Below are 21,556 nucleotides of genomic sequence, written 5' to 3' on the forward strand. Positions count from 1 at the left end.
CGCGACCGACGTCGCTCCTACAGGAATCGCGCCCGCTCCTCGTCCGTCGGCACCCGGCATGCCGTGGTGCCGAACCACCGGTACCGATTCCGCGCGATCAAGCGATACAGCGGATCGCGCACGAAACGCGGCACCACGGCGATCACCGCCGCCAGCCGCCACACGCCACCCAGGCCGGTCAGCACGCGACGGATCGCGTCGCTGTCCGTCCATGACCGCGCGCCGTCCACCAGCAGGAACGAGGCCGGATCGTCGGGATCCAGACCGTGCATCGCGAGCAACGCGCGACCGGCGTCCGATTGCATCGCGGCGAAGCGGTAGCGCCCCACGCGATCGTGCTTCAGCAGGAAACGCACCCAGCCGTTGCACAGCACGCAGACACCATCGAAGACGATCACCGGTCCGCCACGCTGCGGGAGCTCATCCGACATCCAGCCATCCCCGGTAGTGCACCAGCAAACCCGCGATCGGCAATGATGCCCACACGTCGAACCGGTAGCGTCCGTCCTCGGCGGATTCGCGCGCGCCCACGCCCGTGAACCAGCGCGACGGCAGCGACACCCCGAACACGCGGACACGGACAACGCGCCAGGCGATGGCGCCGTCGATGACTTCCAGCCGGAAGCCGAACGTCGCCAGTCCCAGCCGTTCACACAGCACGTCACCCTCGCGCCACAGGCGCGACGGCATCGCACGACCGCCGATGAAGCGCGTCCAGCGCTCGGCGTGCGGCGACGCACCGATCTCCACGCAGAGCGGACCGCGACCGGCGGGCGGCAGCCGCGTCACGGCTCCGGTACCACGGTCCACCTCGACATCGCCGCGATACCGGTGCAGTCCCTGCGCGACATGCAGCGCATGCAACGGCGCCGGCAGCGCATCGAAGGCCGGGCCCAGCACCTGCGCGAACAGCGACCTTACGGCTGCATCCATGCCAGTGTGGCGATGCGTCCGCTGCGGCCGTCGCGGCGATGCGAAAAGAAACGGTCGGGCTCGGCGATCGTGCAGAGATCGCCGCCGTGGACATCAGCGGGCGACACGCCGCGCGCCACCAATCGTCGGCGTGCCAGGGCAGGCAGATCCGCCAGCCAGTGGTCCGGGCGGGTTGGAACGAAGCACGTGACGGCACCGGCATCGTGGGCGACGAAGACATCGAATACGTCCCTGCCCACTTCGTAACGCGCCGGCCCCGCGGCTGGACCGATCCACGCCACCACCTCGGCCGCAGGCGTCTTCATCGCGGCGAGCGTGGCTTCCAGCATGCCTTTCGACAGGCCGGGCCAGCCGGCATGCGCGGCGGCGACCTCGCGGCCGTCCTTCGCGGCGAACACCACCGGCAGGCAATCGGCGGTCAGGATGGCCAGCACCACGCCGGGCACAGAGGTCACCAGCGCATCGGCGACGGGCTCGGCGGCATCGGGGTCGGCGGGCGTCTCCACGCGCAGCACGTCGGTGCCATGCACCTGCTTCAACCAGTGCGGCGCCGATGGCAGGCCGGCGAGGTCGACCAGCAGCGCGCGGTTGCTCGCCACGGTGGCCGGATCATCACCGTCGGCCGCGTACCGGTTGCCCAGGTTGAACGTGTCGAACGGCGCCGCGGAAAAGCCGGCACCGCGCCGCAACGTGGTGAACGCACGCACGCCGGCAGGTGCAGGCCAGTCCGCCGCCGCCACCGGTGCGCGATTCATCCGCGCTGCGTCTTGCTGTCCGCACGCAGCGCCGCCAGCAGCGCCACCATGTCGGCCGGCACCGGCGCGGTGACGCGGACCGGCTCGCCGCTGACCGGGTGGGCGAACTCCAGCGTTTCGGCATGCAGCGCCTGCCGGCGGAAGCTGCGCAGCACCGCGATCAGTTCGTCGCTGGCGCCCTTCGGCAATCGCAGCGGCCCGCCATACAGCGGGTCGCCAATGATCGGGTACCGGATGTGGGCCATGTGCACGCGGATCTGGTGCGTGCGGCCGGTTTCCAGCCGGCATTCCAGCGCGGTATGTGCGCGGAAGCGTTCGCGCAGCCGGTAGTGGGTGACGGCGTCGCGGCCATCCTCGCGCACCGCCATCTTCAGGCGATCGCGCGGATGGCGGTCGATCGGGGCGTTGGCCGTGCCGCCGGACACCATCGCGCCGACCACGACGGCGAGGTACTGGCGGTGCACGTCGCGCGAGGCCAGCTGCGCCACCAGCGAGGTGTGCGCCGGCAGCGTGCGCGCCACCACCATGACGCCGGACGTGTCCTTGTCGAGCCGGTGCACGATGCCCGCGCGCGGCAGCGCCGACAGCGACGGATCGCGGAACAGCAGCGCGTTGACCAGGGTGCCGGTCGGATTGCCCGCGCCGGGGTGCACGACCAGGCCCGCCGGCTTGTCCAGCACGAAGACGTGCTCGTCCTCGTACAGGATGTCCAGCGGGATGTCTTCCGGCTCGGCATGGGTCTGGGTGTCCAGCACCACGTCCAGGCTGGCGGTTTCGCCACCGCGCACGGGGTCGCGTGGGCGTACCACCTGGCCGTCCAGCAGCGCATTGCCGGACTTGATCCATTCGGTCAGGCGCGAGCGGGAGAACTCGGGAAACAGCTCGGCCAAGGCGGCGTCGAAGCGCCGGCCGGCGGCGCTGGCGGGCACGACGGCCGTGCGGAGGGTGTCGGGGGAATCGGGTTCGGTCATGCGGAAAGACGTCCAGGGAGGCCAGGATCCGGTCCGTATTGGCCGAATGTTCATGGCGAAGGCGGCGCCTAGGCTATCATCGACGGCCTGTTTCCCTGCCGCGGCCTGCCGCCAGCCCATGACCCAGCGTGCCTTTCCCCGCTCTGCCCGTCGTTCCGCGACCGCCCGTTTCGTCCTGCTGGCCCTCGTCGTCGCCTTCACCGGCACCGGCTGCGGCAAGATCTTCAAGAAGAAGGAAGCGCCCGAGAACCAGCCCGTCGAGGTGATGTACGAGGAAGGCCACAAGGCGATGGTCAACAACAACTGGGACCGTGGCGTGTTGAACTTCCGCCGCCTGATCGCCCAGTACCCGTACGGTCCGTACACCGAGCAGGCGCTGATGGAGACGGCCTATGCCGAGTACAAGTCCGGCAAGCTGGACGACGCGGTCACCACGGTAGACCGCTTCATCCGCACCTACCCGACCCACCGCAACATCCCGTACATGTATTACCTGCGCGGGCTGGCCAATTCCAACCGCGATACGGTGTTCCTGCAGAAGGTGTGGCGCCTCGACGCCAGCCGCCGCGACCTGGCCACGCCGATGCAGGGCTACAACGACTTCGCCCGCGTCGCCGAGAACTATCCCAACAGCCGCTACGCCGCCGACGCGCGCCTGCACATGATCAGCCTGCGCGACCAGTTCGCGCTGCACGAGCTGGACACCGCGATCTACTACCTGCGCCGCGATGCGTGGGTGTCGGCCGCCAGCCGCGCCCGTTACCTGCTGGAAACCTACCCGCAGAGCAGCTACCAGTACGACGCCGTCGCCGTGCTCGCCGAGGCCTACACCCATCTGGGCAACCAGACGCTGGCCGCCGACGCCAAGCGCGTGCTGGAACTCAACGATCCGAAGCATCCGTGGCTGGCAGGCCACTTTCCGAAGTATCCGTGGATGGTGCGCCGCCTGAATCCGTTCGCCGGCGAGAAGTCGAGCAACACGGTGGAACAGCGCAAGCACGACTGACGCATCCGTCCGGTAGCACCATGACGAAAAAGGGCCGCAAGGCCCTTTTTCCTTGTCCGGCCTTCCTGCGTCCCGCTCAGTCGGTCGCGCCGGCCTTGTCCCAGTCGAAGCGCGTCAGCACCGCCAGCTGTTGCGGCGCCATCACGCCCTGGTGCTCGATGCCATCGATCACCCACGTGGGGAACACGGTGACACCGGCAGACGCACAAGTGGAGGTCATCGGCGAACTGCGCCCGCCGGGCGCGCATTCCACATACGGCAAACGGTCCGCGGCATGCCCGAACTCCCGCTTCTGCCGACTGCATTCCGTGCACCACGACGCGCCGTAGAACTTGGCGCCATAGTCGGACAGGTGCTGCGCCAGCGCGGCGGCACGGCGGCTTTCCGGCCGCTGGTGCAGCAAGCCGCTCTGCTGCACATGCAGGAGTGCGACGACCAGCAGCACCGGCACCGCCTGCACGGCCCACCACCGTCCCCAGGGCTGCGCGGGCGCGGAGGCAGGACGACGCAGCTGCAGCCACACGAACATGGCCGCCAAGACCGCCAGCGAGGCGAGGCACCCCACACAGAATGCATCGAGCACGAATGCGCCCACCGCGGTCAGGTACACGCTGATCGCCAATCCGAGCAGCACCAGCCGCCACTGCCGTTGCCAGCGCAGCAGCGGCGACGCCTTGGGCGCCAGCGACACGAGTACGACGACGGCGTAGAGGCCGAAACCCCACAGCGCCATCGGCAGGCCCAGCAGCGTGGACCAGCCACTGCGCTGGATGGCATCGCAGCCGCCGTCACCGGTGCAGAAGGCCGAGGGCGAGTCACTGCCTGCCGTCCATGCCAGGTAGCCGGTGATCAGCAGGCCCAGCACCGCCAGTGCCAGCATCACCCGGTCCGGCGGCGTCGCCGGACGTGGCGCGGGCGATGCCGGACGGTCGCGGTGCGCCGTGCGCTTCTTCTTCCTTGTCATGCAGGTCTCCGTGTTGCGTCGCGCGCGAACATGCTCACAGCGCGTACTTGTTGGTGATCGGGTAGCGGCGCTCGCGGCCGAACGCGCGGCGCGAGACCTTCGGCCCTGGCGCGGCCTGGTGGCGCTTCCACTCGTTGATGCGTACCAGCCGCAGCATGCGGTCGACGGTGGCGGCGTCGAAGCCGGCGGCGACGATCTCGTCGCGCGACTGCTCCAGGTCCACGTAGCGGAACAGGATCGCGTCCAGCACGTCGTACGGCGGCAGCGAATCCTGGTCCTTCTGGTTGTCGCGCAGTTCCGCGGAAGGCGGCCGGTCGATGACCGCCGGCGGAATCACCGGCGCGCCGCCCACCGTGTTGCGCCAGCGCGCCAGCGCGAACACCTCGGTCTTGTACAGGTCTTTGATCGGCGCGTAGCCGCCGCACATGTCGCCGTAGATGGTGGCGTAGCCGACGGCGTATTCGCTCTTGTTGCCGGTGGTCAGCAGCAGGCCACCGAACTTGTTGCTCAGCGCCATCAGGATCACGCCGCGGCTGCGCGACTGCAGGTTCTCTTCGGTGGTGTCGGCGGGCATGTCGCCAAACAGCGGCCCCAGCGCCTCAAGGAAGCCCTTGAACGGCGCCTCGATCGACACGGCCTCGAGCTTCACGCCCATTGCCGCGCACTGTTCAGCGGCAAGGTCGTTGGACAAGCCTGCGGTGTAGCGCGACGGCAAGCGCACCGCGGTGACGTTGTCCGGCCCCAGCGCATCCGCCGCCAGCGCCAGCACGATGGCCGAATCGATACCACCGGACAGCCCCAGCCACACCTTGGAGAACCCGTTCTTGCCGCAGTAGTCGCGGATGCCGCGCACGATCGCCCGCCATGCCAGTGCGTCGCGACTCTCGTCGCCATCGTCCATCCAGACCACCGGACTGAACTTCCGCGTCGCCACGTCGAAGTCGACCACCAGCCACTGGTCGGTGAACGCGGCAGCCGCCGGGTGCACCGTGCCGTCGCCGTCAGCGACGACGGACGCGCCATCGAAGACCACCGCATCCTGTCCGCCGACCACGTTGAGGTAGGCCAGCGCCATGCCGGTCTCGCGCGTGCGCTCGGCGATCAGCGCATCACGCTGCGCATGCTTGTCGCGGTCGAACGGCGAGGCATTCGGCACCAGCGTCAGCACGGCGCCCGCCTCCGCCGTGTCCGCCAGCGGCTCGGGAAACCACAGGTCTTCGCAGATCACCAGGCCCACCGGCACGCCGTTCACCTCGAACGTGCAGGCGCCGCCGTCCGGATCCACGTCGAAGTAGCGACGCTCGTCGAACACCGCGTAGTTGGGCAGTTCGCGCTTGCGGTAGGTCGTTTCGACCACACCGTCGCGCAGCACGCTGGCCGCGTTGTAGACCACGCTGCCGGCGCTCTGCGGCCAGCCGACCACCGCGACGATGCCGTGCGTGCTGGCCGCGATCTCCGTCAGCGCCGTCTCGCAGTCGGCCAGGAAGCGCGGCCGCAGCAGCAGGTCTTCCGGCGGATAGCCACTGACCGCCAGTTCGGGGAACAGCACCACGTCCGCCCCGTACTCGTCGCGCGCCTCGGCGATCATGCGCCGGATGCTGTCGCGGTTCTGCGCTACGCCGCCGACCGGGAAATCGAACTGCGCCATGGCGATGCGAAGCGAGGAACCCATACCGTCTCCAGAAAAGCGAAAGGCCGCACGCGGCGGCCTTTCGTGTGCCTCAGGCGATTCTACTTACTTCTTCAGGCGCGCCGCGATGGCCGCACCCAGGTCGCCCGGCGAACGCACCGTGGTGACGCCTGCGGCTTCCATCGCCGCGAACTTGCCCTCGGCCGTGCCCTTGCCGCCGCTGGCGATCGCGCCGGCGTGGCCCATGCGCTTGCCGGCCGGGGCCGACGCACCGGCGATGAAGCCGACGACCGGCTTCTTCACGTGGTTCTTGATGTACTCGGCGCCGGCTTCCTCGGCGTCGCCGCCGATCTCGCCGACCATGATGATGCCTTCGGTCTGCGGGTCTTCGTTGAACAGCTTCAGGCAGTCGACGAAGTTCAGGCCGTTGATCGGGTCGCCGCCGATGCCGATGCAGGTCGACTGGCCCAGGCCCACTTCGGTGGTCTGCTTGACCGCTTCATAGGTCAGCGTGCCCGAGCGCGACACGATGCCGATCTTGCCCGGCATGTGGATGTGGCCCGGCATGATGCCGATCTTGCACTCGCCCGGGGTGATGACGCCGGGGCAGTTCGGACCGACCAGCACGGTGTCCGGATGGGCGCGGGTCAGCACGTTCTTGACGCGCAGCATGTCCAGCACCGGGATGCCTTCGGTAATGCAGACGATGACCTTGATGCCGGCCGCGGCCGCTTCAAGGATGGCGTCGGCCGCGAACGGCGGCGGCACGTAGATGACGGAGGCATCGGCGCCGGTGCTCTTGACGGCATCGGCGACGGTGTCGAACACCGGCAGGTCGATGTGGGTGGTGCCGCCCTTGCCCGGGGTGACGCCGCCGACGACCTGGGTGCCGTACTCGATCATCTGGGTGGCGTGGAAGGTGCCCTGCTGGCCGGTGAAGCCCTGCACGATCACCTTCGTCTTCTTGTTGATCAAAACGCTCATGGAGATTTCCTGGTTCGGTGACGTGGGTTAGGCGGCGGCCTTGACCGCTTCAACGACCTTCTTGGCGCCGTCGTTGATGTTGTCGGCCGGGATGATGGCCATGCCGCTGTCGCGCAGCAGCTGCTTGCCTTCTTCCACGTTGGTGCCTTCCAGGCGAACGACCACGGGCACCTTGACGCCCACTTCCTTCACCGCGGCGATGATGCCCTCGGCGATCATGTCGCAGCGGACGATGCCGCCGAAGATGTTGACGAAGATGCCTTCGACCTTGTCCGAGGACAGGATCAGCTTGAACGCCTCGATCACGCGCTGCTTGTTGGCACCACCGCCCACGTCGAGGAAGTTCGCCGGCTCGCCGCCGTTGAGCTTGATGACGTCCATGGTGGCCATCGCCAGGCCCGCGCCGTTGACCATGCAGCCGATGTTGCCGTCCATGGTCACGTAGTTGATGTCCATCTCCGAGGCCAGCACTTCGGTCTCGTCTTCCTGGCTGGTATCGCGCATCGCGACCAGGGCCTTGTGGCGGAAGTTGGCGTTGTCGTCGCTGTTGAACTTGCCGTCCAGCGCGTACAGGTTGCCGTCGTCCAGGATGGCGAGCGGGTTGATCTCGACCAGCGCCAGGTCCTTCTCGTTGAAGATGCGGTACAGGTTCACCATGATGGTGGCGAACTGGCCGGCCTGCTTGGCGTTCAGGCCCATCTTGAAGCCGAACTCGCGGCCCTGGTACGGCTGCACGCCTTCGACGAAGTCGACGTTGAGCGTGTGGATCTTGTCCGGCGTCTCGGCCGCGACCTGCTCGATCTCCATGCCGCCTTCGGACGAGGCGATATAGGTGATGGTGCGGGTGCCGCGGTCGACGAGGACCGACAGGTACAGCTCCTTGACGATCTCGCCGGCGGTGGTCACCAGCACCAGGTTGACCGGCAGCTCGACGCCGGCGGTCTGGTAGGTGGCCATCTTGGTGCCGAGCATCTTGCCGGCAGCGGCCTTCACATCATCGACGGTCTTGCAGAACTTGACGCCGCCGGCCTTGCCGCGGCCGCCCGCGTGGATCTGGGCCTTGACCATCCAGGGTCCGTTGCCGAGGGACTGCGCGACCGTAACCGCTTCGTCCGCCGTGGAGGCGACTTTGCCGGCCGGGACCGGGATGCCGTACTCGGCCAGCAGCTGCTTGGCCTGATATTCGTGGAAATTCATGCGTCACCGTGGGTAGGGAACAGAAGACACCGCCCGGACCGGGGCCACGGGGGCCAGCGGCCGGGCAAGCCCCCTATTGTCGCCGACGCGGCCGGGGGGCGCAAAACCCGGGGCCTAAGTCTTTGGTGGCAAAGGAACGGCTGGGCCATCCGGCGGCCCGCATGCCTATACTGTCGCCCTCGCTACAGGGGAAGTACGCGTTTGCGCCAGGCCCAGTCGCTCCTGTCCCGCATTGAATCGGTACCGCGCCGCGAACTGTACTTCTTCGCGCTGTACCGCATTCTGGAAGCCGGGATCCTGGCCGCGCTGATGTTCAGCCCGCTGGGCGAAGTGCTGGGCCAGCCGCGCCACGAAGACCTGGGCATGGCTGTGGCGGTGGGCTACTTGGTGCTCGCGCTGGTGCTGTTCTTTGTCGGCCGCAGCGTGCAATGGCTGGTCTGGATCGTGTTCTTCAGCGTCTGCATCGACATCCTGGTCGCCGCACTGATCACCCACGCCCTGCCCGGCGCCACCGCTGGCGTGGCGATGATGCTGCTGTTCAACGTCTCCGCCGCGGCGCTGCTGCTGCCGCGCACCCGGATGGCGCTGGCGGTGGCCCTGCTGGCCATTGGCGCGCTGTTCGGCGAGTACGTGTTCGCCCAGTTCCACGATGGCGACATCTCCCGCTCCGCCGCCGAGGTCATCATGTTCGCGGTGAGCTACCTGGCGCTGGCCTACCTCGCACACCAGGTCGGCCAGAAGGCGCGCGCCAGCCAGGCGCTGGCGGACAAGCGTGGCGAGGAAGTCGCCAACCTGTTCGAAGTCAACGAGCTGATCATCCGGCGCATGCGCACCGGCGTACTGGTGGTGGATGCGGACAACCACATCAAGCTGGCGAACGAGGCGGCCAGCCTGTTGCTCGGCGATGGCGGCGACGGCCAGGGCGCCGATGGCAAGGGCGCGTCGCTGCTGCATGCCGCACCGGAACTGGCCCGCCGCCTGCAGCGCTGGCGCAATGGCTGGCAGACCGACGAGACACCAATGCAGTTCTCGCCCGACCAGCCCGAAGTCCAGCCGCGCTTCGCCCGCCTGCTGGCCGACAGCGAGACCTCGCTGATCTTCCTGGACGACGCCACGGTGGTCTCTCGCCGGGCCGAATCGCTGACGCTGGCCGCACTCGGTCGCTTCTCCGCCAGCCTGGCGCACGAGATCCGCAACCCGTTGGCGGCCATCAACTACGCGGTGCAGCTGCTGGAGGAATCCCAACAGGTCACCGACGGCGACCGCAGGCTGCTGCAGATCATCCATCAGCAGTGCCAGCGCACCAACGGCATCGTCGAAAGCGTCCTCGGCCTGGCCCGGCGCGAGCGCGCCACGCCCGAGCACGTGGACCTCAACAGCTTTACCCGCCGCTTCGTCGACGACTACCAGCAGACGATGTCGATCGAGACCGACACGCTGGAAACCATCATCGGCGCCAAGCCAGTACCCGCGCTGGTCGACCCGCGCCACCTGCAGCAGGTGGTGACGGTACTGGTGCAGAACGCGCTGAACTACGGCCGCCTGCCCGGCGAATCCGCGCGCATCCGGGTCCGCGTCTTCACTGCCGAAGGCCGTCCGACGCTCGATGTGATGGACCGCGGCCCGGGCATTCCCGAAGCCGTGGCCGCGCAACTGTTCCGTCCGTTCTTCACCACGTCCGAGCACGGCACCGGCCTGGGCCTGTATATCGCCCGCGAACTGTGCCGGGCCAACCAGGCCACGCTGGAGTTCGTGCCCGTCCCCGGCGGCGGCAGTTGCTTCCGCGTCACCCTCCCCGGCCCGCACGCCCTGCTGCCCGCATGAAGGCATCCGGATCGGTTGACCTTGTCCCGATCCGCAGCACCTCGCGTACCATGATTCACATTCAGCCGGTACACTGGCTGCACAGGGGTTCGAGGGGAGATGCATGAATCAAAACCGTAGCGCCCTGATCGTCGACGACGAACGCGACATCCGTGAACTGCTGACGCTGACGCTGGGCCGCATGGGCCTGCGCATCGACACCGCCGCCAACCTCGGCGAGGCCCGCGAACTGCTGGGCCGCAACACTTACGACCTGTGCTTTACCGACATGCGCCTGCCGGACGGCAACGGCATCGACCTGGTCAGCGAGATTTCGCGCAACCATCCCAGCACGCCGGTGGCCATGATCACCGCGTTCGGCAACATCGAACTGGCGGTGGAAGCGCTGAAGGCCGGTGCCTTCGACTTCGTCAGCAAGCCTGTGGATCTCACGGTCCTGCGCGGGCTGGTGAAGCACGCGCTGGAATTGAACAACAGCGAACGCGCTCCGCCCCCGCCCCCGCCGCCGGAACAGGCCAGTCGCCTGCTGGGCTCGTCGGCGGCGATGGATGGCCTGCGCGAGACCATCGGCAAGGTCGCCCGCAGCCAGGCGCCGGTCTACATCATGGGTGAGTCCGGCACCGGCAAGGAGCTGGTCGCCCGCACCATCCACGAACAAGGCGCCCGCGCGCCGGGCCCGTTCATTCCGGTCAACTGCGGTGCGATTCCCGCCGAGCTGATGGAAAGCGAATTCTTTGGCCACAAGAAAGGCAGCTTCACCGGTGCACACGCCGACAAGCTGGGCCTGTTCCAGGCGGCCAGCGGCGGCACGCTGTTCCTCGATGAGGTCGCCGAGCTGCCATTGCCGATGCAGGTGAAGCTGCTGCGCGCCATCCAGGAGAAAGCGGTGCGTCCGGTCGGCGCCGCCGGCGAAGTGCCGGTCGACGTGCGTATCCTGTCGGCCACCCACAAGGACCTGGGCGAACTGGCCGCCGATGGCCGCTTCCGCCACGACCTGTACTACCGCATCAACGTGATCGAGCTGCGCGTGCCGCCGCTGCGCGAGCGCACCGGCGACCTGGCCCAGCTGACCACCGCCATCCTGGAGCGCCTGGCCGCCCAGCACGGCCGGATGGCGCCGTCGGTATCGCCGGAAGCGATGGAGGCATTGGGGCGCTATCCGTTCCCGGGCAACGTGCGCGAGCTGGAGAACATCCTCGAGCGCGCACTGGCCATGTCGGAAGGCCACAGCATCGAGATCGACGACCTCTACCTGCCGCAGGCCCCGACCGGCAGGAAATTCGGCGGCGACTTCAGCCCCGGCGAAGTGGTGCGTGACGCACCCGGCGCGGTGGACGTGGACCCGGCGGCCGGCGGTGCCCTGCCCGACTACATCGAGCAGCTCGAGCGCGCCGCCATCCAGAAAGCGCTGGAAGACAACCGCTGGAACAAGACCAAGGCGGCCGCGCAGTTGGGGATCACCTTCCGTGCTCTGCGCTACAAGCTCAAGAAGCTGGGGATGGAGTAGGCCGGTCGAGGCCTTACGCCACACCTATATATATGTCTCGATGCAAACGTGCGCGGCATCGCACAGTGACCCGAGTGACGCGAAGCGTCACTTTCTGACGCAAGCAGTCATCTCACCAAGGGAGCGTCAGCGGATTGGCGGAGAGCGACCAGAAACGATCCATCGCTCAATGTGTGACACGAGCCGGGATTGGCGGCACTTCCCTGTACACAACGCAAAAGAATGATGCGATAGTCACGCCCGACTTCGGTGTCAGGGCTTCTTCCCGGGGAAACGTGGGGGAATCGCTGGGGGTATCAGAAGTTGGCACGCATCCTGCTCCACATCACCTGCACGCGTCGTATGTTGTACGCGGCGCCCACGGTCCACGTAGGGACACGGGGCTTGTGTCCCTAACCATCAAGCCAATCCTGAAAGGGGAAATACCATGAAGAAGAACGCCCAGGGCTTCACCCTGATCGAACTGATGATCGTCGTCGCCATCATCGCCATCCTGGCCGCCATCGCGCTGCCGGCGTACCAGAACTACACCCGCAAGTCGGCCAACCGCGCTTGCTTGGCAGAAGCCAAGGCCTACTCGAACACCGTGCTTGCCGACTTGAACGACGGCAAGGTTCCCTCGGCACCCAACTCTGGCGCCAATGCCGCTTGCACCGCACTGACGACCGGCGTTGGCCAGACGCTGTCGGCTCTCGGCACCCTGTCGGGCACCCCGCGCGCTCCGGGTGACGGCGCCATCAGCTGCAACCTGGCGACCGGCGGCAACTGCTCCATCACCGGCGGCACCAACTGAGCCACCGTCCACTTGGTCCTCGATAGTTACTCGACGACTTCGTAACAACGACCGTTGCACTCAAACCCCGGCGCAGGCCGGGGTTTGTTTTTTCCGCCTTGTACAGCAGCGCGTAGCATGGCTGCGCCGTGCCACGTCCTACATGCTCGGCCCCGCATCCGTGACAGTGCGCCTACTTCGTCCTAAATCCGGTTCCGCATGAGCAAAGTTTCCAAGCAGTCCGTCATCCGCACCTACGGCCGTTACGCCCCGATCTACGACGTTCTGTTCGGCGCTATCCAGCGCACGGGATGCCGGAAGATGGCAGATGTCGTCTCCAGCCTGGAGGCCATGCGCGTCTTAGAAGTGGGAGTAGGCACTGGCCTCACCCTGAAGCTCTACCCTGAGGCCACTCACATTACGGGCATCGATCTGTCCGCCGAGATGCTTGAGCACGCGAGGCTGCGCGCCACCTCGCTACCCAAGCATTGCATTACGCTAGAAGTCATGGACGCGGAAAAGATGCAATTCGAAGACAATGCGTTCGATTGCGTCACCGTGCCGTATGTCCTGTCAGTCACTCCAAATCCGGACCAGCTTACAACTGAAATTCGGCGCGTTTGCCGTCCTGGCGGACATATTCTCATCGTCAACCACTTCAGCGGCAGCCGCATCTGGTGGTTAGCGGAACGACTGGTGCGATCTGTTGCCGACCGTATCGGATTCCGCTCCGATTTCGATTACTCGCACCATATCCTGCAGCAGGATTGGACAGTCCTTTCCACACGGCCCGTCAGCCTGTTCGGCCTCTATCGACTCGTGGTGATCCGCAATGACTGAGATGCCGAAGCGTTCGCTCGCTTGGCGATTATTGATTGAAGCATTCGCCTGGCTGGTTCCGGCCAGCACGTTCCTTACAGCCTACACTTGGCATTTTGGCAACAATACGGCAGTCATCGCGCCACACTTATTCATAGTCTCCGCGCTGTGGGCAGGTAGCATCGGGCTGCGGGCGCTCGCAACAGGACTGATCCGCACGCGCCGTTGGACACCATACTTGGCCGTCGCGCTGGCTTTCACGCCTTGGGTGGTATTGATGGCCTGGTATGTGACGGCACTTGTGGGATTGTCGTCGTGGGGAAGAGTTACGACGCTACCAATTTTCAAGACATATGCAGGCCAGTATTCCTTCTTGCTGAACTCTCTGGGACTGCCCGGATGGCTGGCGTGGATGCCCCCGATGCTGCTGATTGCGGCTGTAGCATTGCTCGGCATGTCTCCGCTCATGCGCCCCGACTGGAGTCGCGTGCTGTTCGATGCGACCACACGCGGAAAAGCTATGGCGCTCGCTCTGATGCTCGCTGCGTTCCCCTGGATTCTGTTCAGCATGATTCACCTGACTGAGCCACTGCATCCGGAGGAGCCGATCGCGCTCAGTCTGTATCCGCAACTAGGCGCCATGAAAGAGAGTATTGCTTTCTCGTCGTCACCCGCGGTGAATGCGGCAGAAGCCAATGTATGGCGCACCTATGCTGCGGCGCCGAACAGCAGGCCGCGCAACGTAATCTTGATCGTGGGAGACGCACTGCGCGCTGACCACATGGGCGTATACGGTTATCCTCGCGACACCACGCCCTACCTGTCGTCGCTGGCCGAGAAGGGGACGCTGCAAGCCGTCGCGGGCACGCGCGCCGTCTGCTCCGAATCCATGTGCGGATTTATGGCGATGGCTGCGTCTCGCCCCATCCACACGATGCCTACCAAGCCTTTTACGCTTCACCAAGCATTGCGCAGGAACGGTTACACCGTACGAATGGTGCTGAGCGGCGACCACACCAACTTCTATGGCCTGCGTGATCTCTATGGCGAAGTTGACAGCTACGTGGACGGTAGCGCCCAACCTGTCGGCTGGGGCGGCGACGGAGAATCGCTGGTCCGTTACATCAATGACGACCAATTGGTTCTAGATGAGGTGGGCAAACTGCCCGCCGCTGACACGGCCCATCCTTTGATGCTGCAAATTGTGCTGATGTCCACCCACGGATTGGGACCGCGCCACCCAGAGAACGTCCGTTTCAAGCCCTTCTTCAACTACTACGCTTGGTTCGGAAAGCAGGTACCGAAGTTGGGACCCACTCAACGGCAAGCAATCGTTAACTTCTACGACAATGGCGTCTACCAGTTCGACCATTACGTCAGGCTGCTAATGGAGCAGCTCCGCGCAAAGGGCTACCTCGACAACACGGTCGTAGTAATCACCGGCGATCATGGCGAAATGCTTGGTGAGAGCAATCTCGTTTCGCACGGTTTGGGGGTGCACGAGCCGACTCTACACATACCTCTCCTAATAGCTCGTTTCGGCTACGAGGCGCCCATCCTTCCTCGGCACCTGCTCACCTCGCAGATCGACATCGCGCCGACGATCATGGACGAACTGTCGATCACTGCCCCCTCGACCTGGGAAGGACTGCCGCTGCAGGCTACCCGGGAGACGCGCACTGCTTATTTCCAGCAGGCTGCGGAGGCGGGCATCTACGAGCAAGGTACCGATGGCCGCGTCTATAAGTACTGGCGTGATTTCCGCGCAGATATGGATTTCGTCTTCGACATCGGTCACGATCCGGGTGAAAAGAGGAACATGGCACGTGAGTTCCCTGAAGAGCAGCTGGCCTACTGGCGCGCCAAAGTCGCGCACGGTGGATTGCAGGTGGGGAGAAACGATGCGATCTCAATCGTAGTCCCTCTATTCAAACCAGACTCCACTCCAGCCCAGTCCACCCAAAAGAATTAGGCGTGAAGTGACGATGATCACGTAATCGCGAGGCGTGCGATCTGGATGGCATGTTCCTTGCTTTAGATTTCGCGGGAAATCGACTTGCGGGCTAGGACTATGTCAAGAACGTCACGGGGTTTCACGCTCATCGAGCTTATGATCGTTGTCGCAATCATAGGAATTCTTAGCGCCATCGCATTTCCGGCTTACCAGAATTACAGCATCCGCTCTGCAAATCGCGCGTGCATGATGGAAGCCAAATCTTATGCAAACGTCGCCCTGGCGAATCTTTACCTACAGGAAGCGGTACCTGCCCCTGCAAATAGCGCCTGCGCCGGGACCAGCACACCAGCAACGACCAGCGATACGGTCACTGCTACCGCGAAAGGCTCGGGCGACGCCGCAGTATCCTGTCCGCTAAGCGCTGGTGCCACCTGTACCTATACGTCAGCGTCCGGAAACTGACGCCGTATACTCCCAAGACGATCCCGCATCTCCGGCACCTTTTTCGACCGGAACGAACCGACAGGACTATCGAACCATGAGCGCAGTGCCGACAACAAACCTCGTTGGCATCACCGGCCTGGCCAGGCGCTTGGTGCAGGATGGCGCCCTGGAAGAGTCCATCGCTCGATCCGCGATGACCAATGCCTCCGAGGCAAAGGTGCCTCTACCGCAGTGGATTGCCGAAAAACGGCTCGTCACCGCGCCGCAACTAGCTGCTGCCAATGCCATGGAGTTTGGCGTGCCGCTACTGGACGCACAGGCCTTCGACCCGACGCATGCCGCTCTCAAGCTAGTCAGCGAAGAGCTGATCTTGAAGCACCAAGTGCTTCCTCTTTTCAAACGTGGCGGCAAACTTTTCGTAGGCGTGGCGGATCCAACGCGGAGTCATGGTGCGCTGGACGAGATCAAGTTTCACACCAACCTCATCGTCGAGCCTGTGCTGGTGGATGAAGACCAGCTGCGCCGCACTCTCGATCAATGGCAAAGCTCCGCCAACAGCCTTTCCACCAACTTTGGCGATGACGATGATGGACTGGACAGCCTCGATGTTGATTCGACCGATGAGGATGGCGGCAATGATAGCGCCGTCGACGCTAAGGGCGATGACACGCCAGTGGTGAAGTTCGTCAACAAGGTTTTGGTGGATGCCATCAAGCGCGGCGCGTCGGACATCCACTTCGAACCCTACGAAACCGACTATCGTGTCCGTTTGCGCGTGGACGGCATCCTGAAGCAGGTGGCCAAGGCACCGACAAAATTAAAAGATCGCATTGCAGCGCGCATCAAAGTGATGGCGCAACTTGATATCGCTGAGAAGCGGGTGCCGCAGGACGGTCGCATCAAGCTGAACCTTTCCAAGACTAAACAGATGGACTTCCGCGTCAGCACACTGCCCACCCTATTCGGCGAGAAGGTGGTGCTGCGCATCCTAGACGGCAGCGCCGCCAAACTGGGCATTGACAAGCTCGGTTACGAACCGGACCAACAGAAGCTGTTCGAGGACGCCATTCACAAGCCGTATGGGATGGTCTTGGTGACCGGCCCTACTGGCTCGGGCAAGACCGTGAGCTTGTACACAGCGCTGGGCATTCTCAACGACGAAACGCGCAATATCTCAACTGCGGAAGACCCGGTGGAAATCCGTCTGCCCGGCGTCAATCAGGTGCAGCAGAACAGTCGTCGCGGCATGACCTTCGCCACTGCGCTGCGCAGCTTCCTGCGCCAGGATCCGGACATCATCATGGTCGGCGAAATCCGCGATCTGGAAACGGCGGAAATCGCCATCAAGGCAGCTCAGACCGGTCATATGGTCTTGTCGACCTTGCATACGAACGACGCGCCGCAGACCATCGCTCGCCTGATGAACATGGGAATCGCACCCTACAACATCACCAGCTCCGTGACATTGGTGATCGCCCAGCGGTTGGCCCGGCGACTATGCAGCAAGTGCAAGCGCCCCGTGGACCTACCACCCAATGCGCTGGTCGCGGAGGGCTTCAATGAGGCAGAGGTACAGGCTGGCTTTACCACTTACGAGGCTGTCGGTTGTGACGAGTGCACAAGCGGCTACAAGGGCCGCACGGGTATCTACCAGGTGATGCCGATGAGCGAGGCCATTCAGGAAATTGTATTGGAGGGCGGCAATGCCTTGCAGATCGCCGAGGCGGCCAACAAGGTGGGTATCCGCGACCTACGCCAATCCGCACTATTGAAGGTCCGCAACGGCATCACCAGCCTGGCGGAGATCAATCGCGTCACCAAAGATTGATCGCGATCGCCGCCCGCCACGCTTTGCCCGGCGGGACCAGCAATTCGTCATCATTTAACGGCGTTTCAAGTCGCCATCTCACCGAAACCCGGCCGCCGTCACAGGCGCAGTGCTTCCATTGGCCGTATAACCGGCTACCATGCAGCTCTGACAGTCCGGGTGGGGAAATCCGGACAGGGGACTACCGATGGCCGTGACCCGTTCCGCTGCGAAAACCGCCTCCGCGCCCGTGCGCGAGAACCCCCTGAACCTGTTCGTCTGGGAGGGCACCGACAAGCGCGGCGTCAAGATGAAGGGCGAGCAGCAGTCTAAGAATGCCAACTTCCTGCGGGCCGAGCTGCGCAAGCAGGGCATTACGCCGACAGTCGTCAAGGTCAAGCCGAAGCCGCTGTTCGGCGCGGCAGGAAAGACCGTCTCCGCTAAGGAGATCGCGTTCTTTAGCCGACAGCTAGCTACGATGATGAAGTCGGGCGTACCGATGGTTTCCTCTCTGGAGATCATCGAGGGTGGACAGAAAAATCCGCGGATGAGCAAGATGGTGCAGCAGATCCGCTTCGATATCGAGGGTGGCTCCTCGCTGTATGAGGCTATTAGCAAGCACCCGGTGCAGTTCGATGAGCTATATCGCAACTTGGTGCGCGCTGGCGAGTCTGCAGGCGTGCTTGAGACTGTGCTCGACACCATCGCCAGTTACAAGGAGAACCTGGAAGCCCTGAAGGGCAAGATAAAGAAAGCGCTCTTCTATCCCACAGCGGTTATGGCAGTCGCAATTCTGGTGTGCGCCGTCATTCTTATCTACGTAGTGCCCGTATTTGAAGATACCTTCAAAGGGTTCGGCACCGAGCTCCCTGCATTTACACAGCTCGTAGTGAATATGTCCCGCTTCATGGTCAGCTGGTGGTGGGCATTGTTGATTCTTGTTGTGGGTGCTGGTTTTCTAGGAGTATCTCTTTTCAAGCGCTCGCCAGCGTTCCAGCATGCCGTTGATCGCTTCATTCTCAAAGTGCCCGTGATCGGTCAGATCATGCACAACTCGTCGATAGCGCGCTTCGCGCGCACGACGGCGGTAACGTTCAAAGCTGGCGTGCCATTGGTTGAGGCGTTGGACACGGTAGCAGGCGCAACGGGCAACACTGTCTACGAGAAAGCCGTTCATCGCATGCGCGACGACGTTTCGGTAGGCTATCCGCTGAACATGGCAATGAAGCAGACACAGCAGTTTCCACACATGGTCGTTCAGATGACGGCCATCGGCGAAGAAGCGGGTGCGTTGGATACGATGCTTTTCAAAGTGGCCGATTACTTTGAGCAAGAGGTAAACAATGCGGTTGATGCATTGTCCAGCTTGCTGGAACCATTCATCATGGTCATCATCGGCGTGCTTGTAGGCGGCATGGTAATCGCAATGTATCTGCCCATCTTCAAGATCGCAGCGACAGCCGGCTGATTCGTGGCATTCCTCGATCAGCACCCCGAACTGGGGTTCCCGGTAGTCGCAGGCCTCGGCCTGCTGGTAGGCAGCTTCCTCAACGTGGTCATCCTGCGGCTGCCGCGGCGGCTCGAATGGGAGTGGAAGCGCGACGCGCGCGAGGTGCTGGAGGAGCCGGAGCTCTACGACCCACCGCCCCCGGGCATCGTGGTCGAGCGCTCGCACTGCCCGCATTGCAAGACGGCGCTGTCCTGGTACGAGAACATCCCGCTGTTCAGCTGGCTGGCCCTGCGTGGCAAGTGTCGGCACTGCAAGACACCGATCTCGCCGCAATACCCGCTGGTCGAACTGCTTACCGCCGTGCTGGCCGTGGCATCGGTATGGCGCTTCGGCTTCGGCTGGCAAGGTTTCGGCGCGGCCCTGCTGAGTTGCTATCTGGTGGCGCTGAGCGGGATCGACCTGCGCACGCGGTTGTTGCCGGACCAGCTGACCCTGCCGCTGATGTGGCTGGGGCTGATTGGCAGCCTCGACAATCTCTACATGCCTGCCAAGCCCGCCTTGCTGGGCGCGATCGCGGGCTATGCCTCGCTGTGGCTGGTGTGGTGGATCTTCAAGCAGGTCACCGGCAAGGAAGGCATGGGCCGCGGCGATTTCAAGCTGCTGGCAGCGCTGGGCGCGTGGGTGGGGTTGAGCGGCGTGTTGCCCATCATCCTGTTCTCCTCGCTGGTGGGCGCCGTGGTTGGCTCGGTCTGGCTGGCCATGAAAGGGCGCGACCGCGCCACGCCGATCCCGTTCGGACCCTATCTGGCGATCGCAGGCTGGATCGTCTTCTTCTGGGGCCAGCAGATCGTCGATGCGTACCTGCAGTTCGCGGGCTTGAAGTAACCCGGCCGCGGGCTCAGGCCTGTGCGCGTGGCCGCATACTCTGCCCATGAGCGAGTACTTCATCGGAATGACCGGCGGCATCGCCTCGGGCAAGAGCGCGCTGGAGAAGGCGTTCGCGGCGCACGGCATCGTCGTGGCCGATGCCGACCTGCTGGCCCGCGAGGTGGTGCAACCGGGCACATCTGCACTGGCCGCCGTGGTGGAACGATTCGGACGCGACGTGCTGCTGCCGGATGGCCAGTTGGACCGTACCGCCCTGCGCCAGCGGGTGTTCGGCAACGACGGGGAACGGCGGGCGCTGGAAGCCATCCTGCATCCCGCCATCCGCGCGCGCCTGCTGGAGATCTGCCAGCGTGCTGTCAGCCCGTATGCGATCGCGGTGATCCCGCTGTTGACCGAAGGTGGTGGCCGGAGGACCTATCCCTGGCTGCGCCGCATCCTCGTGGTCGATACGCCAGCCGCGGTGCAGAAGGCGCGGCTGATGCAGCGCGACGGCATCGACGAGGCATTGGCGGAGAAGATGATGGCGGCCCAGGCATCCCGGGCCGACCGGCTGGCGTTGGCCGACGACATTGTGGTGAACGATGGCGGCATCGGCCATTTGCTAGATGCCGCGGATGCGCTGCATGCGCGCTATCTGGCGCTGGCCGCGGCAGCGTCCGCCACCTGATCGAGCGTCAGGCGCCCCACAGGCTGCGGATGGCGGCGATGCCCTGCGCACCGTGTCGACGCGCTTCGCTGATGTCGACCGGCGTCATGCCGCCGATGGCATAGATCGGCAGTGAAACCCCCTCGCGCAGGCTGGCAAAGCCGGTCCATCCCAGCGGCGTGACGCCGGGATGGCTCTGGGTGGGATAGACGCTGCCGACCACGGCGAAGTCGCAGGCCAGCGCTTCGGCGCGCCGCAGATCCTCAGAGGTGTGGCAGGAGGCGCCGACGGGCTGGCCGGGTGGCAGTGGACGCCCCGTCAACTCCGCCAACTGGCCCGACCGCAGGTGTACGCCGACGCCCAATTCGCTGGCCAGCGCTACGTCGCCATTGAGCAGCACCTCGGCGCCCGCCTCACGGCACCGCGCTACACCCTGCCGGGCCAGCGCCCGCCACGCTTCGTCGTCCGATTGGCGCGCACGCAGCTGGATGCGACGAATGCCCTGCGCCAACGCCTGCTCCAGCGCGGACAGCCAGTGCGTGACCTCGCCGGGGTCGGGAGTGACGAGATAGCGGTCCGGCTGCAACAGCGCCGCGACGACCGGGCGGTCGGCAGGCGGCATGTCGTAACGCATCAGTTTGTCGGGGGCGACCCAGGCCAGTGCCTGCCCTTCATGCCCGCGCGGCGTACCGGTCCAGCCCGTCAGGTGCCGCACCTCCAGGCACAGCCGCTTGTCGGGGTACTGCTGCGGGACGCTGATGAGGTGCTCGCCCACCCGCGCCTCTATGCCGAGTTCCTCGCGCAACTCCCGCACCAGCGCGTCTTCGGGCCGCTCCCCGGGTTCCTGTTTGCCGCCGGGAAACTCCCAGCGCCCGGCCAGGTCGCGCCCTTCCGTACGGCGGGCCAGCAGGATGCGGCCGCGCGCGTCGGTGATGACGGCAGCCATGACGTGGATGGAGCGCAGGGGCGTGAGCATGGAAGCAGCTTGCCGGGAACCGGCGG

19 protein-coding genes and 1 pseudogene are annotated in these 21,556 nt (G+C 64.8%); 11 read left to right on the top strand and 9 right to left on the bottom strand.

The window, feature by feature from the left end:
• Nucleotides 1–17: 17 nt before the first annotated feature.
• The 4 genes from AX730_RS14485 to rluD are packed head-to-tail and all read right to left on the bottom strand — an operon-like array spanning nt 18 to nt 2,659.
• Nucleotides 18–431, bottom strand: coding sequence for a thiol-disulfide oxidoreductase DCC family protein (locus tag AX730_RS14485; RefSeq protein WP_062357691.1), 414 nt, complete (start codon nt 429–431; stop codon nt 18–20).
• A complete protein-coding gene (locus AX730_RS14490; protein ID WP_062357693.1) occupies nt 421–933 on the bottom strand; it encodes a DUF4166 domain-containing protein in 513 nt (170 codons plus the stop codon). The genes AX730_RS14485 and AX730_RS14490 overlap by 11 nt, the downstream gene beginning before the upstream one ends.
• A complete protein-coding gene (gene pgeF / locus AX730_RS14495) occupies nt 918–1,688 on the bottom strand; it encodes a peptidoglycan editing factor PgeF (protein ID WP_062357695.1) in 771 nt (256 codons plus the stop codon). Before pgeF ends, AX730_RS14490 begins: the two co-directional genes overlap by 16 nt.
• Complete coding sequence (rluD, locus tag AX730_RS14500; protein ID WP_062357696.1) at nt 1,685–2,659, bottom strand: 23S rRNA pseudouridine(1911/1915/1917) synthase RluD; 975 nt, start codon at nt 2,657–2,659, stop codon at nt 1,685–1,687. The genes pgeF and rluD overlap by 4 nt, the downstream gene beginning before the upstream one ends.
• Before the next feature lie 118 nt (nt 2,660–2,777).
• Here rluD and AX730_RS14505 point away from each other — a divergent pair, with 118 nt between their 5' ends.
• Nucleotides 2,778–3,665 carry an outer membrane protein assembly factor BamD gene (locus AX730_RS14505; protein ID WP_062357698.1) on the top strand — a complete coding sequence of 296 codons (888 nt, stop codon included), beginning with the start codon at nt 2,778–2,780 and terminating at the stop codon, nt 3,663–3,665.
• Between the two features lie 76 nt (nt 3,666–3,741).
• On the opposite strand, the gene AX730_RS14510 is transcribed toward AX730_RS14505, so the two are convergent.
• The 4 genes from AX730_RS14510 to sucC all read right to left on the bottom strand — a co-directional run bounded on the left by AX730_RS14510 (nt 3,742) and on the right by sucC (nt 8,440).
• Nucleotides 3,742–4,629, bottom strand: a complete 888-nt coding sequence (locus AX730_RS14510; RefSeq protein ID WP_083537932.1) for a vitamin K epoxide reductase family protein — start codon at nt 4,627–4,629, stop codon at nt 3,742–3,744.
• A 34-nt stretch (nt 4,630–4,663) separates the two neighbouring features.
• Nucleotides 4,664–6,301 carry an NAD+ synthase gene (locus AX730_RS14515; RefSeq protein WP_062357700.1) on the bottom strand — a complete coding sequence of 546 codons (1,638 nt, stop codon included), beginning with the start codon at nt 6,299–6,301 and terminating at the stop codon, nt 4,664–4,666.
• 63 nt (nt 6,302–6,364) lie between these two features.
• Nucleotides 6,365–7,243, bottom strand: coding sequence for a succinate--CoA ligase subunit alpha (gene sucD / locus AX730_RS14520; RefSeq protein WP_062357701.1), 879 nt, complete (start codon nt 7,241–7,243; stop codon nt 6,365–6,367).
• 27 nt (nt 7,244–7,270) lie between these two features.
• Nucleotides 7,271–8,440 (bottom strand): ADP-forming succinate--CoA ligase subunit beta, encoded by a 1,170-nt coding sequence (sucC, locus tag AX730_RS14525; protein ID WP_062357703.1) that lies wholly within the window; start codon nt 8,438–8,440, stop codon nt 7,271–7,273.
• Nucleotides 8,441–8,641: 201 nt separating this feature from the next.
• Between sucC and AX730_RS14530 the strand changes: the two genes are divergently transcribed.
• The 10 genes and pseudogenes from AX730_RS14530 (at nt 8,642) to coaE (ending at nt 20,575) form a co-directional block, all read left to right on the top strand.
• A complete protein-coding gene (locus AX730_RS14530) occupies nt 8,642–10,264 on the top strand; it encodes a sensor histidine kinase (protein ID WP_062357705.1) in 1,623 nt (540 codons plus the stop codon).
• 103 nt (nt 10,265–10,367) lie between these two features.
• Nucleotides 10,368–11,771, top strand: coding sequence for a sigma-54-dependent transcriptional regulator (locus AX730_RS14535; RefSeq protein ID WP_062357707.1), 1,404 nt, complete (start codon nt 10,368–10,370; stop codon nt 11,769–11,771).
• Between the two features lie 427 nt (nt 11,772–12,198).
• Complete coding sequence (locus tag AX730_RS19575) at nt 12,199–12,564, top strand: prepilin-type N-terminal cleavage/methylation domain-containing protein (RefSeq protein ID WP_062357708.1); 366 nt, start codon at nt 12,199–12,201, stop codon at nt 12,562–12,564.
• 198 nt (nt 12,565–12,762) lie between these two features.
• Nucleotides 12,763–13,383 carry a class I SAM-dependent methyltransferase gene (locus tag AX730_RS14545; RefSeq protein ID WP_062357710.1) on the top strand — a complete coding sequence of 207 codons (621 nt, stop codon included), beginning with the start codon at nt 12,763–12,765 and terminating at the stop codon, nt 13,381–13,383.
• The gene (locus AX730_RS14550) at nt 13,376–15,334 is read left to right on the top strand and encodes a sulfatase-like hydrolase/transferase (RefSeq protein ID WP_083537934.1); all 1,959 of its coding nucleotides are present in this window, start codon (nt 13,376–13,378) and stop codon (nt 15,332–15,334) included. The genes AX730_RS14545 and AX730_RS14550 overlap by 8 nt, the downstream gene beginning before the upstream one ends.
• A 99-nt stretch (nt 15,335–15,433) precedes the next feature.
• Nucleotides 15,434–15,551: pseudogene (locus tag AX730_RS19190) on the top strand (pilin); the annotation flags it as partial.
• 306 nt (nt 15,552–15,857) lie between these two features.
• Entirely contained in the window at nt 15,858–17,591 is a 1,734-nt protein-coding gene (pilB, locus tag AX730_RS14555; protein WP_062357713.1) for a type IV-A pilus assembly ATPase PilB, read from the top strand.
• Between the two features lie 187 nt (nt 17,592–17,778).
• On the top strand, nt 17,779–19,038 hold the full coding sequence (locus AX730_RS14560; protein ID WP_062357715.1) for a type II secretion system F family protein: 1,260 nt from the start codon (nt 17,779–17,781) through the stop codon (nt 19,036–19,038).
• Between the two features lie 3 nt (nt 19,039–19,041).
• Nucleotides 19,042–19,905, top strand: coding sequence for a prepilin peptidase (locus AX730_RS14565; protein ID WP_062357717.1), 864 nt, complete (start codon nt 19,042–19,044; stop codon nt 19,903–19,905).
• A 46-nt stretch (nt 19,906–19,951) separates the two neighbouring features.
• Nucleotides 19,952–20,575, top strand: coding sequence for a dephospho-CoA kinase (gene coaE / locus AX730_RS14570; RefSeq protein ID WP_062357722.1), 624 nt, complete (start codon nt 19,952–19,954; stop codon nt 20,573–20,575).
• Between the two features lie 7 nt (nt 20,576–20,582).
• On the opposite strand, the gene AX730_RS14575 is transcribed toward coaE, so the two are convergent.
• Nucleotides 20,583–21,530: a Nudix family hydrolase gene (locus AX730_RS14575; protein WP_062357723.1), complete on the bottom strand. Its 948-nt coding sequence runs from the start codon at nt 21,528–21,530 to the stop codon at nt 20,583–20,585.
• Nucleotides 21,531–21,556 lie beyond the last annotated feature (26 nt).

Origin of the sequence: Pseudoxanthomonas mexicana, assembly GCF_001556105.1 — a bacterium.
Lineage (GTDB): Bacteria > Pseudomonadota > Gammaproteobacteria > Xanthomonadales > Xanthomonadaceae > Pseudoxanthomonas_A > Pseudoxanthomonas_A mexicana_A.

Excerpts from the sequence above, each read along its gene's own strand:
- AX730_RS14485 (WP_062357691.1), bottom strand. The coding sequence starts at position 431 with ATGTCGGATGAGCTCCCGCAGCGTGGCGGACCGGTGATCGTCTTCGAT.
- AX730_RS14490 (WP_062357693.1), bottom strand. The coding sequence starts at position 933 with ATGGATGCAGCCGTAAGGTCGCTGTTCGCGCAGGTGCTGGGCCCGGCC.
- pgeF (WP_062357695.1), bottom strand. The coding sequence starts at position 1,688 with ATGAATCGCGCACCGGTGGCGGCGGCGGACTGGCCTGCACCTGCCGGC.
- rluD (WP_062357696.1), bottom strand. The coding sequence starts at position 2,659 with ATGACCGAACCCGATTCCCCCGACACCCTCCGCACGGCCGTCGTGCCC.
- AX730_RS14505 (WP_062357698.1), top strand. The coding sequence starts at position 2,778 with ATGACCCAGCGTGCCTTTCCCCGCTCTGCCCGTCGTTCCGCGACCGCC.
- AX730_RS14510 (WP_083537932.1), bottom strand. The coding sequence starts at position 4,629 with ATGACAAGGAAGAAGAAGCGCACGGCGCACCGCGACCGTCCGGCATCG.
- AX730_RS14515 (WP_062357700.1), bottom strand. The coding sequence starts at position 6,301 with ATGGGTTCCTCGCTTCGCATCGCCATGGCGCAGTTCGATTTCCCGGTC.
- sucD (WP_062357701.1), bottom strand. The coding sequence starts at position 7,243 with ATGAGCGTTTTGATCAACAAGAAGACGAAGGTGATCGTGCAGGGCTTC.
- sucC (WP_062357703.1), bottom strand. The coding sequence starts at position 8,440 with ATGAATTTCCACGAATATCAGGCCAAGCAGCTGCTGGCCGAGTACGGC.
- AX730_RS14535 (WP_062357707.1), top strand. The coding sequence starts at position 10,368 with ATGAATCAAAACCGTAGCGCCCTGATCGTCGACGACGAACGCGACATC.
- AX730_RS19575 (WP_062357708.1), top strand. The coding sequence starts at position 12,199 with ATGAAGAAGAACGCCCAGGGCTTCACCCTGATCGAACTGATGATCGTC.
- AX730_RS14545 (WP_062357710.1), top strand. The coding sequence starts at position 12,763 with ATGAGCAAAGTTTCCAAGCAGTCCGTCATCCGCACCTACGGCCGTTAC.
- AX730_RS14550 (WP_083537934.1), top strand. The coding sequence starts at position 13,376 with ATGACTGAGATGCCGAAGCGTTCGCTCGCTTGGCGATTATTGATTGAA.
- pilB (WP_062357713.1), top strand. The coding sequence starts at position 15,858 with ATGAGCGCAGTGCCGACAACAAACCTCGTTGGCATCACCGGCCTGGCC.
- AX730_RS14560 (WP_062357715.1), top strand. The coding sequence starts at position 17,779 with ATGGCCGTGACCCGTTCCGCTGCGAAAACCGCCTCCGCGCCCGTGCGC.
- coaE (WP_062357722.1), top strand. The coding sequence starts at position 19,952 with ATGAGCGAGTACTTCATCGGAATGACCGGCGGCATCGCCTCGGGCAAG.
- AX730_RS14575 (WP_062357723.1), bottom strand. The coding sequence starts at position 21,530 with ATGCTCACGCCCCTGCGCTCCATCCACGTCATGGCTGCCGTCATCACC.